The sequence below is a fragment of the Parachitinimonas caeni genome (assembly GCF_030129945.1).
Classification (GTDB): domain Bacteria; phylum Pseudomonadota; class Gammaproteobacteria; order Burkholderiales; family Chitinimonadaceae; genus Parachitinimonas; species Parachitinimonas caeni.
Genome location: NZ_JARRAF010000291.1, coordinates 1 through 255, shown reverse-complemented (window position 1 = coordinate 255; position 255 = coordinate 1). Strand labels below are relative to the sequence as shown.

Annotated in this window: 1 protein-coding gene; it reads left to right on the top strand. The window is 74.9% G+C overall.

Translation table 11 applies throughout. The features are described 5' to 3' along the window. The coding region (locus PZA18_RS24745; protein WP_284103537.1) for a hypothetical protein at positions 1–255 on the top strand (255 nt) is incomplete at both ends.

Genomic DNA, 255 nt, shown 5'->3' with positions numbered 1-255 from the left:
TGCCGCCAGCCCCCGCCACTACTGGCTGCCGGCCGGGCAATACCAACTCGTCTGGCAGGCCCAATCCGCGCCCGCCAGCGGCGCCGCGCTGCACGGTACGATCCGGCAGACCCCCGCGCCTGTCCTGTCCCCCCCTGGGGCGCAGGCGATTGCACTGACCGGCACCGGCCCGCTCAGCGCCTGGAGCCTGGGCCTGCGCCAGGGCGACAGCCTGCAGCTGACGGCGGGGGAATGGTCTGGTGCCGGCGAAGTCCG